Genomic DNA, 14,538 nt, shown 5'->3' with positions numbered 1-14,538 from the left:
CACCGGCGATGATCCGCTCACGCGGATGGCGCGGCCGGCGCCATCTCCGCTGGCGAAGGGATCGTGGCCGGCATCGCCACGGGCGCAGCCGGTTTCGACTCGTTTGCCGTCGCCGGCGATTTGGTCAGGATGCGGCAGAGCCGCGCCAGCGTCGGACGCAGCTCGTGACGATGTACGACCATATCGACCATGCCGTGGTCTTTCAGATATTCGGCGCGCTGGAATCCATCCGGCAATTTCTCGCGAATGGTCTGTTCGATCACGCGTGCGCCGGCAAAGCCGATCAGGGCGCCGGGCTCGGCAATCTGCACGTCGCCGAGCATGGCATAGGAGGCCGTGACGCCGCCGGTGGTCGGATTGGTCAGCACGACGATGTAAGGCAGTTTCGCCTCACGCAGCATTTGGATGGCGACCGTGGTCCGCGGCATCTGCATCAGCGACAGGATGCCTTCCTGCATGCGCGCGCCACCGGAAGCGGCAAATACGATGAAGGGCGATTTCTTTTCCAGCGCAAGCTCTAGCCCGCGCACGATCGCCTCGCCCGCCGCCATCCCGAGCGAGCCACCCATGAAATCGAAATCCTGCACGGCAATGACGACGGCAGCACCCTCGAGCCTGCCGTAGCCAACCTTGACGGCATCGTTGAGCCCGGTCCGCGCTCGCGCATCCCGCACGCGATCGACGTATTTGCGCTCGTCACGGAATTTTAAGGGATCGGCCTGCACTTCCGGCAGCGCGACATCGAACCATGTCTCGTTGTCGAAGATCGACTTCAAGCGCGCGACTGCGCCCATGCGCATGTGATAGTTCGAACCGGGAATGACGAACTGATTGGCCTCGACGTCCTTGTAGAACACGAGCTGCCCTGAGTCCGGACACTTGATCCACAAATTCTCGGGCGTCTCACGGCGCAGAATGTTGCGAATCTTCGGCCGGACGACGTTGGTGAGCCAATTCATGGTTTGCTCCGAACTGCCTTCATGCGTCTCAACATATATGGCCTTCCCGAAAGGGCCCGGCAAGGCGACGGGTAACGCTTTGCGCTCCGAAATATTACGAACTATTTCGCGGCCCGTACGCCAGACGCCAGCGCGGTTGCCAGTTCGACGACGGCGGTGACGGTCCCGGCCGTCGCCTTGCCGGTCGAATCGAGGCTGCCGCGCAAGGCATCGACCAGCGCAGAACCGACCACCGCGCCATCGGCATCGGCCGCAATCGCCCGGGCCGCCTCCGGCGTGCGGATGCCAAAGCCGACGCAGACCGGTAATGCCGTGTGGCGCTTGATGCGAGCAACCGCCTCGCCAACGGCTTTGGAATCGGCGCTGGCGCTGCCGGTGATGCCGGTGACCGAAACGTAATAGACAAAGCCCGAGGTATTGGCGAGCACCGCCGGCAACCGCTTGTCATCCGTGGTGGGCGTCGCAAGGCGGATGAAATTCAACCCGGCTTTCATTGCGGGCACGCAGAGTTCGGAATCCTCTTCCGGAGGAAGATCGACAACGATCAAACCGTCGACGCCGGCGGACTTGGCATCGGCCAGAAACTTGTCGACGCCGTAAATATAGATCGGGTTGTAGTAACCCATCAGCACCAGCGGCGTGGCGTCATCGCCCTTGCGGAACTCGCGCACCAACGCGAGCGTCTTCTTCAGGGTCATGCCGGCGTGAAGCGCGCGCAATCCCGCCGCCTGGATCGAGGGACCATCGGCCATCGGATCGGTGAAGGGCATGCCGATCTCGATGACGTCGGCGCCGGCCTTCGGCAGCGCCTTGATGACTTCGAGCGAGGTTTCGGGATCGGGATCGCCGGCCATCAGGAAGGTAACGAAGGCCGAACGGTTTTCTTTTTTCAGTTGCGCAAAGCGCGCATCGATACGGGTGGTCACTTCTTCTTCCCCCGCAGGATGTCGCCGACTTGCGGCACGTCCTTGTCGCCACGGCCGGAGAGATTGACCACCATCAGATGATCCTTGCCCCGTTTGGGCGCGAGCTCCATGACCTTCGCGATCGCATGCGCAGGCTCGAGCGCGGGGATGATGCCTTCCAGCCGAGACAGCAACTGGAACGCGGCCAATGCTTCGTCATCGGTCGCCGACAGATATTTGACCCGGCCGATCTCATGCAGCCAGGAATGCTCCGGCCCGATGCCGGGATAATCGAGCCCGGCCGAGATCGAATGCGCGTCCTGGATCTGCCCGTCGTCGTCCATCAACAGATAGGTGCGGTTGCCGTGCAGCACGCCGGGCCGGCCGCCGGCAATCGATGCCGCGTGCAATTGCGTCAAGCCATGACCGGCGGCCTCGACACCGAAGATTTCGACGGAAGGATCGTCGAGGAACGGATGGAACAGGCCCATCGCATTGGAGCCGCCGCCGATGCAGGCGACGAGCGAATCCGGCAAGCGGCCTTCGGCTTCCTGCATTTGCTTGCGTGTCTCTTCGCCGATCACTGACTGGAAGTCGCGCACCATCGCCGGATAGGGATGCGGACCTGCGACCGTGCCGATGCAATAGAACGTGTTGTGCACGTTGGTGACCCAGTCGCGCAGCGCCTCGTTCATGGCGTCCTTCAGCGTGCGCGTGCCGGACTGAACCGGGATCACCTTGGCGCCCAGCATCTCCATGCGGATCACATTCGGCTGCTGCCGCTCGACATCGATGGCGCCCATATAGACGAGGCATTCAAGCCCGAAGCGTGCACACAGCGTCGCGGTGGCGACGCCGTGCTGGCCGGCGCCGGTCTCGGCGATGATGCGCTTCTTGCCCATGCGCCGCGCCACCATGATCTGGCCAAGCACGTTGTTGACCTTGTGGGAGCCGGTGTGATTGAGCTCCTCGCGCTTGAAATAGATCTTCGCGCCGCCGAGGTGCTCGGTGAGCCGCTCGGCAAAATAAAGCGGCGACGGCCGGCCGACATAATCGCGCAGATGGCCGTTCATTTCCGCGTGGAAGGCCGGATCGGCTTTCGCCGCGGCGTAGGCTTTCTCGAGATCGAGGATCAGCGGCATCAGCGTTTCGGCGACGAACCGGCCGCCGAAAATGCCGAAGTGCCCGTGCTCGTCGGGACCGCTTCGGAAGGAATTGGGGATCGGCTTGTTCATCGAACCATCAGTTCTTCAGTTGCGCGCGCGGCGCGAATAAAGGCGCGGATCATCTCGGGGTCCTTGATGCCGGACGCCCGCTCCACGCCGGAGGATACGTCCACGCCACCGGCGCCGGTCACTCGGACGGCTTCCGCGACATTGCCGGCGTGAAGACCGCCCGAAACCATGAACGGCACCGCAAGGTCAAGGTTCTCAAGCAGGTGCCAGTCGAATACGGCTCCGAGGCCGCCGGGACGTGTCGCCTCTTTCGGCGCGCGTGCGTCGAACAGGATGCGGTCGGCGACTGCCGCGTATCGAGGAATGCGACCGAGATCGCCACGCGCTGCAATCGGCAATGCTTTCATCACGCGGACGCCAAATGCCTGCCTGAAGGCCGCCACGGCTTCCGCAGACTCCGTTCCATGAAGCTGAAGCCAATCCGGCCGCACTTGCCGTACGATCTGGTCCAGCATCTGGTCGTCAGCGTTGACCGTCAGAACGACGATTTCGGCCCGGCCGCGTGCGACCTCGACCAGCTCGCTCATCGCCGGCAGCTCGATATGCCGCGGCGACGGCGGAAAGAACACGAACCCCACCATGTCCGCGCCGGAATCCAGCGCGACGTCGAGCGTCTCGCGCGTGGACAGGCCGCAAATCTTGACGATCAAGGACATGGGTTCAAAGGCAATGGTTAAGGGAACAGCTCAGCCCCAATAAGGGCATTCGGCGCGCGTTCTACAACGTCGCGCCCTGCTTGTCTCGCCGATATGTAACCGGGGGGAAGGCTGCCGACGGGCTCACATCCCGCGGCTTCGAGGCGGTAACGGCGGCGCGCAAATCGGCCAGTTGGGCGCGGATGTCCTGGGCGTCCATTTCATGCTGCCGGGCGGCGCGCCGCCAGCGGCGCTGGCCGAACCAGGTGGCCGCGCCGCCAGCCACGACCCCCAGGATCGCGACGACAATGATAACCGCAAAGAGCGGAAGGCTAACTCCAAGGGCCGGGTCGTTTGAATTGAACGGGTCGAACGACACGGTGACGATGTGGCGGTTGGCCACCGCGAAGACCACGAAGATCACGCCGAGCGGGATCAGGACAACCGCGTTGAGAAACTTGCGCATGGCCCTCTCGCTCTTTGAATCAAGCAGACCGTTGAATCAGGGCGATGTGGACTTTCAAACCCTAGGCGTCGGTTCCGCCGCCTTCGCGGTTCAACCGTTCGCGCATTTCCTTGCCGGTCTTGAAAAACGGCACGCTCTTCTGATCGACCGGCACATGCTCTCCGGTACGAGGGTTACGGCCCGCGCGCGCCGGGCGGTGCTTGACCGAGAACGCGCCGAAACCGCGCAACTCAACCCGGTCGCCACGCGCTAAGGCTGCAACGATCTCATCGAGAATCGCGTTAACAATGTTCTCGACATCCCGCTGGTAGAGGTGCGGGTTGTGCTCGGCGATGCGCTGAACGAGTTCGGATTTGATCATCGAGACGTGGATCCGGGAACATTCGGTCCCGCATTTCCGTGAAAATACGTTGAACTGTCAAGACGCTAAATGAAATTTGGGGCCAGCGAAATCACGTGACAACCGTCCTGATGCCGGATTGTGACAGCACCCGCACCCCAAAACCGCAGTGCGGCAAGACCACCTGGCGCAGCGGATCGGACCGCTAACGGTTCAATTTGCCCCTGCCGGCTGCCAGAGCGCGAGCATGCCCTCAAGGCCCAGACGGTCCGCCGCCTGCGCCATGCCGGTCTGCTCGATCTGGCGCGCGATCGCGCTCAAACCAAGCGCATCGAAGGTGAAGGCGGCCGCGGTGCGCAGGAAGGTGAGGTCGCCGAAGCGCGGCGTCAGCTTGTAGTCACGCACCGGCAGATCGGCCTTGACGCCTTTTTGCACAACCAGCCAGGCGACGGCGGTTTTCTCGTCGCCCAACTGATCGATCAGCTTCAGCTCGACCGCCTGACGGCCGGTAAAGACGCGCCCGTCGGAAACCTTTTCAAGCAGCGCATCGTCCATGCTCCGCCTTTCCTTCACGAGGCCGCGGAACCAGGCGTAGGAATCCTTCACCAGCGAATTAAGCGCCTCGCGGGCCTCCGGGCTGGTCGGCTCGAAACCGTTCGGCGCGGCCTTCAGCGGCGAGGATTTCACTTCCTCGACCTTGACGCCGACGGTCTTCAGCAATTCCGCGAAATTCGGAAACTGAAACAGCACCCCGATCGAACCGACCAGCGAACTCTGCTGGGCGATGATGTGGTCGCCGGCAATCGCGGTGATGTAGCCGCCCGACGCAGCTAAGCCCTCGACCACCACAACCATCGGCTTCTTGGCCTTCAGCCGCGTCAGCGCGTCGTAAAGCTGCTCGGAGCCGGCGGTGGTGCCGCCGGGCGAATTGATATGCACGATGACGGCGGCGGCTGGCGACTTCTCCAGCCGCTCCAGCGCCTCGACCCGCTCGCGATCGCTGCGGATCAGGCCTTCGATGCTGATGCGGGCGATCGATCCCGCCGAGGTCAGCCCGCCCTTGTCGGGAGTTACGATGGTCGCCACCGCGATGATCGCGGCAATTGCAATCAACGCCGCAGCCACGCGCCAGAACGTCAGCTTGCGCCGGATTCTGCGGCGATCGACGATGACATCGGAGTCGAGCGACATCGAAATTTCTCCCGAAAGCATGCCTTTGACGGGCCGAGCGGTATTCGCTCCACATCCCTAAAATCCCGTGCCCTGATTACATCAATTGCGGCGCAATTTGAAGAAAACAAGACGCGGTCCCTACTTCCTCCCTTTGCGGGAGAGGAAAATAAAAAGGCCCCGGTCGAAACCGGGGCCCGTTGTCGAGGCGAGACGCCTCAATCTTACTTGTCGGTGCGCTGCTTGAGCGCGGTGCCGAGGATGTCGCCGAGCGTCGCACCCGAATCGGAGGAGCCGTACTGCGCGATGGCTTCCTTCTCTTCGGCGACTTCGAGCGCCTTGATCGAGACCTGCACCTTGCGGGCCTTCTTGTCGAACTGGATCACCCGCGCATCGACCTTCTCGCCGACGGCGAAACGCTCAGAGCGCTGGTCGTTGCGGTCACGGGCGAGTTCGGAGCGCTTGATGAAGGTGGTGAAGTCGGTGCCGACGATCTTCACGTCGATGCCGCCTTCCTTCACGTCGAGCACTTCGCAAGTGACGACCGCACCCTTCTTGACGTCGCCCGGCTCAGCGAAGGGATCGCCTTCGAGCTGCTTGACGCCGAGCGAGATACGCTCCTTTTCGACATCGACGTCGAGCACCACGGCCTTGACCATGTCGCCCTTCTTGAAGTTGTCGATCACCTGCTCGCCGGGCTGCTTCCAGTCGAGGTCGGAGAGATGGACCATGCCGTCGACGTCGCCTTCGAGGCCGAGGAACAGACCGAACTCGGTCTTGTTCTTGACTTCGCCCTCGACGGTCGAACCGACCGGGAACTTCTCGACGAACACTTCCCAGGGGTTACGCATGGTCTGCTTGAGACCAAGCGAGATACGGCGCTTGACCGAATCGACCTCCAGCACCTGCACCTCGACTTCCTGCGAGGTGGAGACGATCTTGCCGGGATGCATGTTCTTCTTGGTCCACGACATTTCGGAGACGTGGATCAGGCCTTCGATGCCCGGCTCGAGTTCGACGAACGCACCGTAATCGGTGATGTTGGTGACGCGGCCATGGAAGCGCGCATTGAGCGGGTATTTCGCCTCGATGCCCTGCCACGGATCGTCGAGCAGCTGCTTCATGCCGAGCGAAATGCGGTGGGTCTCGTGGTTGATCTTGATGATCTTGACCTTCACCGTCTGGCCGATGGTCAAAACCTCGGTCGGATGGTTGACGCGACGCCAGGCGATATCGGTGACGTGCAGCAGGCCGTCGATGCCGCCGAGGTCGACGAACGCACCGTAGTCGGTGATGTTCTTGACGACGCCGTCGATCACCTGACCTTCTTCGAGGTTCTGCACCAGTTCCTGGCGCTGTTCGGCGCGGGTCTCTTCCAGAACCGTGCGGCGCGACACCACGATGTTGCCGCGGCGGCGATCCATCTTGAGGATCTGGAACGGCTGCGAGTTGTTCATCAGCGGCGCGACGTCGCGGATCGGGCGAATGTCGACCTGCGAACGCGGCAGGAAGGCCACCGCGCCGTCGAGGTCGACGGTGAAGCCGCCCTTGACCTGGTTGAAGATGACGCCGTGAACCTTCTCGTTGTTGTTGAAGGCCTTCTCGAGCTTGCCCCAGCTCTCCTCCCGGCGCGCCTTGTCGCGCGACAGCACGGCTTCGCCGAGCGCATTCTCGATCCGGTCGAGAAACACCTCGACCTCGTCGCCGACCTTGAGGTCGCTTTCGCGGCCGGGCCCGGCGAATTCACGCAGCGCCACGCGGCCTTCGGTCTTCAGGCCGACGTCGATGACGGCCATGTCCTTCTCGATCGCAACAACCTTGCCCTTGATGACGGAGCTTTCCTGAAGGTTGCCGCCGGCGAAGGATTCATCGAGCATCGCGGCGAAATCGTCGCGGGTCGGATTATAAGAAGTAGCAGTCGAAGCCATTTGTTCTCCAGATGCGGACGATTGCCGGCACTACGTGTGAATGGGCGCGTCGGACGCGAAGGGTCAGGGTTCCGCAAACTCTGACGACCGCCTCGCAGGCAATTGCGACGGCGGGCCGGCTGTTGGCCTGCACGTTCGATGCGTTGATGTGTGTCCGGAAACGGATGGTCTCGAAAATTCTGTTCGAGCTATCGACTTCTAGGCCTACGGAGCGGGCTTTCCTCCAATGACGGCGTAAGGCTCAAACCTCACGCCGGCCCGCTCGGACGGCCTCGACAATGTCGATGGCGGCCCGGACGCCGCCTTCTATATCCAAATGGGAGTTATCGAGCAAGTAAGCATCTTTGGCCGGCTTTAAAGGCGCAACGGCCCGGTTTTGGTCCCGTTCGTCCCGCGCCAGGATGTCGGCCAGGATGGCCGCCTCGTTCGCCCTCTCGCCGCGGTCCAGCGCCTCGAGCGTCCGGCGACGGGCCCGGATTTTGGGGTCAGCGACCACGAAAATCTTCACTTCGGCGTTCGGGCAAATCACGGTGCCGATGTCGCGGCCGTCGAGCACGGCGCCCGGCGGTTTTCCGGCGAAGTCACGCTGGAACTCAAGCAGCGCCGCCCGCACCGCGGGGATCGCGGAGACGATCGAGGCGGCCGAGCCGACGTCGTGCGATTTGAGCGCGGGGTCGTCGAAGGTTGCGGGGTCGAGGCTTTGCGCGGCTTGGACCGCGGCGGCCTCGTCCCGGAGGTCGAGGGCTTGGCTAATCAAGGCATGCGCGACCGCGCGATAAATCACGCCGGTATCGAGATGATGGTAGCCGTAATGCGCGGCCAAGCGCTTGGCGAGCGTGCCCTTGCCGGAAGCCGCCGGTCCGTCGATCGCGATAATCATGAGAAGTCGGCCCCGAGACCGCGCATCATCGGAATGAAGTCGGGAAAGCTGGTGGCGATGAAAGCGGTATCGTCGACCTTGACCGGGGTGTCGGCGGCAAGCCCCATCACCAGCGCCGACATCGCGATCCGATGGTCCATATGCGTGGCAACCACGCCGCCGCCGGGCACATGGCCTCGCCCTTCGACGATCAGGTCGTCTCCTGATATCTCCACCTTGACGCCGTTGACGCGGAGCATGTCGGCGGTCGCGGCGAGGCGATCGGATTCCTTGACCCGCAATTCGCTCAGGCCCCGCATGATGGTGGTGCCTTCGGCAAAGCTCGCGGCCACCGCCAGCACCAGATATTCATCGATCATCGAGGGCGCGCGCTCGGGCGGCACTTCGACGCCCTTCAGCCTGGAGCCGCGCACGCGCAACTGCGCCATCGGCTCGCCGGCATCGCCGCGCACGTCACTTTCCTCGATCGAGCCGCCCATCTCGCGCAGCGTCGTGAACAGCCCGGTACGCAGCGGATTGGTCATGACGTCGGAAAAAATCAGGTCGGACCCTTCGACAATCAGCGCCGCGACGATGGGAAAGGCGGCCGAGGATGGATCGGCGGGCACGACCACTTTTGCACCGCGCAGCTCGGGCTGGCCGGTGAGCGCGATCTTGCGGCCGTGCTGGCCTTCCGGCGTCGAGACGATCTCGGCCCCGAAATGCCGCAGCATCAGTTCGGTGTGGTCGCGGCTGGCTTCATTTTCGATGACGGTCGTGACGCCCGGCGCGGCAAGACCAGCCAGCAGCACGGCCGACTTGATCTGCGCGGATGCCACCGGCGTGCGGTAGTTCACCGGTAGCGGATCGCGCGCGCCGGTCAGCGTCAACGGCAGCCGGCCGCCCTCACCGCCCGAGGTGACCCTGGCGCCCATCAATTCGAGGGGATCGAGCACGCGCCGCATCGGCCTCGAACGCAACGATGCATCGCCGTCGAACACGGCTGCGATCGGACAGCCGGCGACCGCCCCCATCACGAGGCGGCAGCCGGTACCGGAATTGCCGAAATCGAGAGGCGCATCGGGCTGCGCAAAGCCGGCAACCCCCACGCCCCTCACGGACCAGGCAAAATCACCCGTCCGCTCGACCCTGGCGCCCAGGGCGCGCATCGATTTGGCGGTATTGAGGACATCTTCGCCCTCCAGCAGGCCCGAAATGCGGGTTTCCCCGAGCACAAGCGCGCCCAAAATCAGGGCCCGGTGCGAGATCGACTTGTCGCCGGGAACACGGACCCGTCCGGTCAGGGGGCCGCTGCTACGGCCTTCGAGAGGGGTTTTATGATCGGCGGGGCGATCCGAATGGGTCAAGATTGTGTCCTTTGGCGGCGTCCGCACGGCGATCGGCCGGTGGAACGGGGTTCGTACCCGGCTTTATCTCCTGCAAAGCACTATTGACAGCGGCGTTTCAACTAGCCAAGTGAAGCACCGCTTTTCAAGATTCCCAGGATTCCAAACGTGGCCAAATCCGATCTCGGAACCAAACGCATTTGCCCCACGACGGGTAAGAAATTTTACGACCTCAACAAGAGCCCAGTGATCTCGCCCTACACCGGCGAGGTGGTGCCGATCGCGCCCGTGGCCCCCGTTCGGGCCTCGCGCAGCGAAGCGCGTGCCACCGCCGCGGTAGCCCCTGAGGCGGTAGTTGAGCCCGCGGAGACCGAAGAGTTGGTCTCGCTCGAGGAGGCCGATGCCGAGGAGAATACCGGCAAGGTCAAGGCGGTCGTGCCTGAATCGGAAGACGACATCGAGATCGACGAAACGATCGAGGATGATGACGACGACGATTCCACCTTTATCGCCGACGAAGAAGAAGGCGACGAAGACGTCACTGACATCATTGGCGATGTCAGCGGTGACGAGGAGACTTGAGATCGACCCTGATCTGTGATCAGGGTCATGTGAGGCGCGTCGCCCAGGCGCGCTGTTGTTGATGGGGCCATAGCTCAGCTGGGAGAGCGCTTGCATGGCATGCAAGAGGTCGGCGGTTCGATCCCGCCTGGCTCCACCAGCCTCCGCAGGCTTCGCCTGCTTCGGCTCGGCGAGCCACAATGTAGCGGAGGCAGCCGCGTCGTAGCCCGAAGGGCGACGGCCTGGTTCACACCCCCGCCATGGCGTTAAGCCGGTCGCGCAGCGCGACGATTTCGTCCTTCACGGCCGTTAGTTCGGCGACCGAACATTGCGAGGCCGCCAGAATCGACGGCGGCACGGTGCGCGCCTTCTCCTTCAGCGCCTGACCCGGCGAGGTCAGGTCGATCAGCACCTGGCGCTCGTCTTCGGTCGAGCGGGTGCGCTTGATGAACCCGGCTTGTTCCAGCCGCTTGAGCAATGGCGTCAGCGTGCCGGAATCCAGATGAAGCCGCTCGCCGATTTCCTTGACCGCAACCCCATCGCGCTCCCACAGCACCAGCATGACGAGATATTGCGGATAGGTCAGGCCGAGCCGGTCGAGCAGCGGCTTGTAGACCCGGTTGAAGGCATGCGCCGCCGAATAGACGGCGAAGCAGATCTGGTTGTCGAGCCGGAGCAACTGGTCGGCGGCGGTCGGCTTTCGGGCCATTTCTTCATCCTCGTCACAATTGACAGCCATTGTGGGCCGGGCAAAGCCCGCATTCAATTGCGAACAATTAAATGTGAAGCTTCGCTTTTTATATTGCACACAATCTAATTGTTTGCAATACAGATCGCGCTAACAGCCAACCAGAGGAGAAACCGATGTCCGTGAACGTGCTCTACAAGACCCAGGCCAAGGCGACCGGCGGCCGCGACGGCCACGCTGCAACCCTCGACGGTGCGCTCGACGTCAAGCTCACCACGCCGAAGGAACTCGGTGGCGCCGGCGGCGCCGGCAACAATCCCGAACAGCTTTTCGCCGCCGGCTATGCGGCCTGCTTCATCGGCGCGATGAAATTCGTTTCCTCGCAGGGCGGCCCGAAGGTGCCCGCGGATGCTTCGGTGACCTCGACGGTCGGTATTGGCCCGCGCTCGGAAGGTGGATTCGGTCTCGATATCGCGCTGGCGGTTTCGCTGCCGGGATTGGCGCGCGCCGATGCCGAAGCGCTGGTCGCCAAGGCCCACCAGGTGTGCCCCTACTCCAACGCCACGCGTAACAACGTGGATGTCCGCTTGACCGTGGTCTGATTAATCAAGGAGCGGCCTGCCATCCCGGCAGGCCGCTCTGTTCGAAAAACATTTGATGCGGCTTCAGAAGACCGCTAGCTCTGAAATCCTCATTTGATGGATTGAGCGAAGGTTTTCGATGACTGAAGCCAACTCGGGCGCGATGACGGGCCTGCGCGTGATCGATCTGACGCGCGTGCTCGGTGGCCCCTTCTGCACCCAGATTCTAGCCGACCACGGCGCCAACGTGATCAAGGTCGAGCCCCCCGCCGGCGACGAGGTGCGCGACTGGGGCCCGCCCTTCCACGAGGACGATGCGGCCTACTTCGTCGGCATCAACCGCAACAAGCGCTCGATCGGGCTCGATCTTGCTTCCGAACGCGGCCGCGCCGTCCTGATGAAGCTGCTCGAAGGCGCCGACGTGCTGATCGAAAACTTCAAGCCGGGCACGCTCGACAAATGGGGCATCGGCAACGAGACCCTGCGCGCGAAATTTCCGAAGCTCGTCCACTGCCGCATTTCCGGCTTTGGCGCCGACGGCCCGCGCGGCGGCAATCCCGGCTACGACGCCATCATCCAGGCGATGACCGGGATGATCATGGCAACGGGTTCACAGCAATCCGGCCCGATGCGGATCGGCGTTCCCGTCGTCGACATCACGACCGGACTTTACGCCGCGATCGGCATCCTGATGGCACTGTCGGAGCGGCAACGCTCGGGACAAGGGCAATTTCTCGAAACCACGCTGTTCGAAACCGGCCTTGCCGTCATGCATCCGCACAACGCGAATTATTTCATGCACGGCAAGCCGCCGTCGCTCACCGGCAACGAGCATCCGAACCTCGTGCCCTACGCGATCTTTCCGACCCGTACCGACAACATCTTCATCGGCGTCGGTAATGACGGCACCTTCCGCAAGCTCTGCAAGGAGATCGGCAAGCCGGAGCTCGCTTCCGATCCGCGCTTTGTCCGCAACCGGGATCGTATCGCCAACCGAGAGGCCTTGCGCGCCGAACTCGCCGCCGTCTTCAGCCAGTATGAAGCCGAGCCCTTATGCGATCGTCTGCTGGCCGCGGGCCTGCCGGCAGGTCCGGTCCAGTCGATCGACAAGGCGCTCACCAGCGCCCACGCCGTCCACCGCGGCGATGTCATCGAAAAGGACTGGTACAAGGGCGTCGCCTCGCCGATTCGTATGGGGCGCAGCAAGCCGAGCTTGCGCCACCTGCCGCCGAAGTTCGGCCAGCACACCGCTGAGGTACTCGCCGAGTTCGGCTACTCCCCTGCCGAAATCGAGGCCTTGAAGGCCAGCGGCGTGATCTGCACCGAGCGCCGCCGTTAAGGGTCACAGTGCTTTGGTAATGCTTCGGAAAGGCTTTTGGGGAAGGCTCCAGCCAGGCGCTCAAGGCGCTTGAATCGCCTCGATTTATGCCCATATTGCTTGTTGATCGGTGGGTGAATCCACCCTCAGGTCAAACTGGGGCGCCGCAAGGGCCCCAAAACTCAAAGTCGCTTCGAGAGGACTTTGCAAAGATGTCTCGTGTTCCCTCGTTATCCAGTCCGTTTCTGCTGGGATTTGACGAAATCGAGCGTGCGCTCGATCGCGTCGTCAAGGGTGCCGACGGCTATCCTCCGTACAACATCGAGCGATGCGATCGTGCCAATGGGCAGCCGGAACGGCTGCGAATCACGCTCGCGGTTGCCGGGTTCACCCGCGACCAACTCGATATAACTACTGAGGAAAACCAGCTCGTCATCCGCGGCCGTCAGCAGGAAGAGAAGGCCCGGCAATACATCCATCGCGGCATCGCCGCGCGCCACTTCCAGCGCACCTTCGTGCTGGCGGAGGGGATGCTCGTGCTGGGCGCGGACTTGAAGAACGGGCTGTTGTCGATCGATCTCGCCCGGCCTGAGCCGGAAAGGGTCGTTAAGACAATTGCTATCAATGAGCACGAATAATGGAACGAGTAGCGGACTCGACCGCTTGGACTTGTGAAGGAGTCGAGACCATGACTGAAGTTAATATCGCTTTAGAACCTCGCGTCTCCCTGGAGGCGCTGGCGAGCCTGGGCGAAGGCCACATCGCCTATGTGAAGCAGATCCGCTCTGAAGACGTGCCGGGCCTGTTTCCGGAAGCGCCGAAGATCGCGCCGGGACTGAAATTGTTCGCACTCCATGCCGCCGACGGCACCCCGATCATGCTGACCGACAGCCGGGAAGCCGCCGTTGCGAATGCCTGGAGCAACGAACTGCAAGCCGTCAGCGTGCACTGACGGCCTAAGGCCGTTCACGCCGAACGAGTTTGCGAGTAGATCAAACGCGGATCGCCGCCCGTCATCGGGCCGTCCGCGTTTTTTCATGGATGGATGGTGTCAGGCCGCACTCGCCGGCGGCAGCGCCAGAACCGAATAGATCGCCTGGGCCTCGCGTGAGGCGCGCAGTTTCTTCGCCACATCCTGGTCGCGCAACAGCCGTGCGATCCGCGCCAGCGCCTTCAGGTGATCGGCGCCCGCGCCTTCCGGCGCCAGCAGCAGGAACACGAGATCGACCGGCTGACCGTCCATCGCTTCGAAGTCGATCGCACGGTCGAGCCGCGCGAACAGGCCGAAAATCTTTTCGAGCTTGGGAAGTTTGCCGTGCGGAATCGCGACGCCGTATCCGACCGCGGTGGTCCCCAGCTTCTCACGCTGCAACAGCACTTCGAAGATCGAGCGCTCGTTCTGTCCGGTCAACTCGGCGGCGCGGGCTGCCAACTCTTGCAGCGCCTGCTTCTTGTTGTTGACTTTCAATGCCGGGAGAATCGCCTCGGGTGCGACCAGATCGGTAATCGTCATGGGGCGTTCCGAGGTAATTTGCCAGGTAAAGCGA

The 14,538-nt window shown here is 62.9% G+C and carries 17 protein-coding genes and 1 tRNA gene; 6 read left to right on the top strand and 12 right to left on the bottom strand.

Annotated features, from left to right (window positions below; all coding sequences use genetic code 11):
* Positions 1–17: 17 nt before the first annotated feature.
* The 10 genes from accD to aroA all read right to left on the bottom strand — a co-directional run bounded on the left by accD (position 18) and on the right by aroA (position 9,864).
* Positions 18–959 (bottom strand): acetyl-CoA carboxylase, carboxyltransferase subunit beta, encoded by a 942-nt coding sequence (accD, locus tag BUA38_RS14090; RefSeq protein ID WP_072818531.1) that lies wholly within the window; start codon positions 957–959, stop codon positions 18–20.
* 101 nt (positions 960–1,060) lie between these two features.
* On the bottom strand, positions 1,061–1,885 hold the full coding sequence (trpA, locus tag BUA38_RS14085; protein WP_072818530.1) for a tryptophan synthase subunit alpha: 825 nt from the start codon (positions 1,883–1,885) through the stop codon (positions 1,061–1,063).
* Positions 1,882–3,099, bottom strand: a complete 1,218-nt coding sequence (trpB, locus tag BUA38_RS14080; RefSeq protein WP_072818528.1) for a tryptophan synthase subunit beta — start codon at positions 3,097–3,099, stop codon at positions 1,882–1,884. Before trpB ends, trpA begins: the two co-directional genes overlap by 4 nt.
* A complete protein-coding gene (locus tag BUA38_RS14075) occupies positions 3,096–3,755 on the bottom strand; it encodes a phosphoribosylanthranilate isomerase (RefSeq protein ID WP_072818527.1) in 660 nt (219 codons plus the stop codon). The genes trpB and BUA38_RS14075 overlap by 4 nt, the downstream gene beginning before the upstream one ends.
* Positions 3,756–3,816: 61 nt before the next feature.
* Positions 3,817–4,200, bottom strand: coding sequence for a lipopolysaccharide assembly protein LapA domain-containing protein (locus BUA38_RS14070; RefSeq protein ID WP_072818525.1), 384 nt, complete (start codon positions 4,198–4,200; stop codon positions 3,817–3,819).
* Positions 4,201–4,261: 61 nt separating this feature from the next.
* Positions 4,262–4,561, bottom strand: a complete 300-nt coding sequence (locus BUA38_RS14065; protein WP_072818523.1) for an integration host factor subunit beta — start codon at positions 4,559–4,561, stop codon at positions 4,262–4,264.
* A 192-nt stretch (positions 4,562–4,753) separates the two neighbouring features.
* Positions 4,754–5,731 (bottom strand): signal peptide peptidase SppA, encoded by a 978-nt coding sequence (gene sppA, locus BUA38_RS14060; protein WP_072818521.1) that lies wholly within the window; start codon positions 5,729–5,731, stop codon positions 4,754–4,756.
* Positions 5,732–5,934: 203 nt separating this feature from the next.
* On the bottom strand, positions 5,935–7,638 hold the full coding sequence (rpsA, locus tag BUA38_RS14055; RefSeq protein WP_072818519.1) for a 30S ribosomal protein S1: 1,704 nt from the start codon (positions 7,636–7,638) through the stop codon (positions 5,935–5,937).
* A gap of 241 nt (positions 7,639–7,879) precedes the next feature.
* Positions 7,880–8,518, bottom strand: coding sequence for a (d)CMP kinase (cmk, locus tag BUA38_RS14050; protein ID WP_072818518.1), 639 nt, complete (start codon positions 8,516–8,518; stop codon positions 7,880–7,882).
* Positions 8,515–9,864, bottom strand: coding sequence for a 3-phosphoshikimate 1-carboxyvinyltransferase (gene aroA / locus BUA38_RS14045; protein ID WP_072818516.1), 1,350 nt, complete (start codon positions 9,862–9,864; stop codon positions 8,515–8,517). Before aroA ends, cmk begins: the two co-directional genes overlap by 4 nt.
* A gap of 147 nt (positions 9,865–10,011) precedes the next feature.
* Here aroA and BUA38_RS14040 point away from each other — a divergent pair, with 147 nt between their 5' ends.
* Both BUA38_RS14040 and BUA38_RS14035 read left to right on the top strand, forming a co-directional pair.
* The gene (locus tag BUA38_RS14040; protein WP_072818514.1) at positions 10,012–10,425 is read left to right on the top strand and encodes a TIGR02300 family protein; all 414 of its coding nucleotides are present in this window, start codon (positions 10,012–10,014) and stop codon (positions 10,423–10,425) included.
* A gap of 63 nt (positions 10,426–10,488) precedes the next feature.
* Positions 10,489–10,564, top strand: a tRNA-Ala gene (locus BUA38_RS14035).
* Positions 10,565–10,651: 87 nt separating this feature from the next.
* On the opposite strand, the gene BUA38_RS14030 is transcribed toward BUA38_RS14035, so the two are convergent.
* Entirely contained in the window at positions 10,652–11,113 is a 462-nt protein-coding gene (locus BUA38_RS14030) for a MarR family winged helix-turn-helix transcriptional regulator (RefSeq protein WP_072826114.1), read from the bottom strand.
* A 155-nt stretch (positions 11,114–11,268) separates the two neighbouring features.
* On the opposite strand from BUA38_RS14030, the gene BUA38_RS14025 reads away from it, so the two are divergent.
* The 4 genes from BUA38_RS14025 to BUA38_RS14010 all read left to right on the top strand — a co-directional run bounded on the left by BUA38_RS14025 (position 11,269) and on the right by BUA38_RS14010 (position 13,943).
* Positions 11,269–11,694, top strand: coding sequence for an organic hydroperoxide resistance protein (locus BUA38_RS14025; protein ID WP_072818513.1), 426 nt, complete (start codon positions 11,269–11,271; stop codon positions 11,692–11,694).
* Positions 11,695–11,812: 118 nt separating this feature from the next.
* Positions 11,813–13,012: a CaiB/BaiF CoA transferase family protein gene (locus BUA38_RS14020; protein WP_072818511.1), complete on the top strand. Its 1,200-nt coding sequence runs from the start codon at positions 11,813–11,815 to the stop codon at positions 13,010–13,012.
* 191 nt (positions 13,013–13,203) lie between these two features.
* Complete coding sequence (locus tag BUA38_RS14015) at positions 13,204–13,629, top strand: Hsp20 family protein (RefSeq protein ID WP_072818509.1); 426 nt, start codon at positions 13,204–13,206, stop codon at positions 13,627–13,629.
* A 50-nt stretch (positions 13,630–13,679) separates the two neighbouring features.
* Positions 13,680–13,943 (top strand): DUF1150 family protein, encoded by a 264-nt coding sequence (locus tag BUA38_RS14010; RefSeq protein ID WP_072818507.1) that lies wholly within the window; start codon positions 13,680–13,682, stop codon positions 13,941–13,943.
* A 99-nt stretch (positions 13,944–14,042) separates the two neighbouring features.
* Here BUA38_RS14010 and ptsN read toward each other — a convergent pair whose 3' ends face one another.
* Entirely contained in the window at positions 14,043–14,504 is a 462-nt protein-coding gene (gene ptsN / locus BUA38_RS14005) for a PTS IIA-like nitrogen regulatory protein PtsN (RefSeq protein ID WP_072818505.1), read from the bottom strand.
* Between the last annotated feature and the right edge of the window lie 34 nt (positions 14,505–14,538).

Origin of the sequence: Bradyrhizobium erythrophlei, assembly GCF_900142985.1 — a bacterium.
Classification (GTDB): domain Bacteria; phylum Pseudomonadota; class Alphaproteobacteria; order Rhizobiales; family Xanthobacteraceae; genus Bradyrhizobium; species Bradyrhizobium erythrophlei_B.
This window is presented reverse-complemented; position numbering and strand designations above follow the sequence as displayed.